Annotated in this window: 1 pseudogene; it reads right to left on the bottom strand. The window is 40.5% G+C overall.

The features are described 5' to 3' along the window. A pseudogene (locus EDM59_RS30810) lies at positions 1-1,030 on the bottom strand (IS1182 family transposase); the annotation flags it as partial. Positions 1,031-1,136 lie beyond the last annotated feature (106 nt).

The following is a 1,136-nucleotide window of genomic DNA, read 5'->3' as shown; positions in this document are numbered from 1 at the left end:
TAATGGCGATACCCGTGGCGATCAGTCGTGCTGTATAGTAATTCTTGCTGATTTGGGCATGTGTAACTGTTACGTTCTGCGTCATATGTAAACTGCCACTTATGAAATAACCCTTGCGTCGGGTGGTATCTACGGTGTGCAATAACAGCAAAAATGTTTTTCTCTTTTAACTTGTGACAAATAGGATTTGTTAGGTAACCAGAATCTAATGCAACAGCTTCTACTTTAAAGCCAAACCGCTTGGTTTGGCGTTCCAAACGATCCAGATACGGAAGGGAATCATGTACATTCCCAGGGGTTACGAACACATCGGTGATCAGATTGTACTTTGCATCCACAGTCCGGTGGTCCAAATAATAAAATCCTTCAGGCTTTCCCTCTCTCATCATATAACCACTGTCAGGGTCAGTTGTGCTTACTCTCACTTCTTTTTGTTCCACCACATCCTTTTCAGGTCTTAAAGCTTTTTTCCGTTATTTTTCCGGTCGATTTCCACCGCTTCATTTAGCTCATCAATATAGCTTTTGGTGTTTTGCAGAACTTGTTCTTTGGTGTACTTATTTTTGTTTGCATTCGCCTTTACATGTGTAGAATCCGAAATAAGCATGCGACCTCCAATCATTCGGTGGCCCATGGCTTGTAGAACGATTTCATCAAAGATATCTTGGAAGATGGTTGTGTCTTTAAAACGAATGCGACGATTTAAACTGATGGTGGTATGATCTGGGACACGGTCAGTCAAACCCAATCCAAGAAACCAACGATAAGCAAAGTTGGTCTGAATTTCTTGCTCAAGACGTCTTTCGGAACGAATGCCGTAAAAGTAACCTAAAAAAATCATTTTGAATAAAACCAATGGATCAATGGCCGGACGCCCGTTATCTTCACAGTAATAAGGGCGAACCTTCTCAAGGATGAATGAAAAGTCGATGTATTTATCGATTTTTCGGAGCATGTGGTCTTGCGGAACAAGTTGTTCAATCGAAACAAATTCATATGCCGTTTGCTTATCTTTATTTGAACGTAACATGACGATCACCCACAGTAATTTTTACAAATATTATAACATATTAACGCGGTGTCGTGTTGAAATACTTAGACAAAAAGAAAAGCTGCCGACTTTATCGACAGCCTGG

The sequence above is a fragment of the Brevibacillus nitrificans genome (assembly GCF_003710965.1).
In the GTDB taxonomy this organism is placed as follows: domain Bacteria; phylum Bacillota; class Bacilli; order Brevibacillales; family Brevibacillaceae; genus Brevibacillus; species Brevibacillus centrosporus.
The sequence above is the reverse complement of the archived record's forward strand: the minus strand, read 5'-3'. Positions and strand labels throughout refer to the sequence as shown.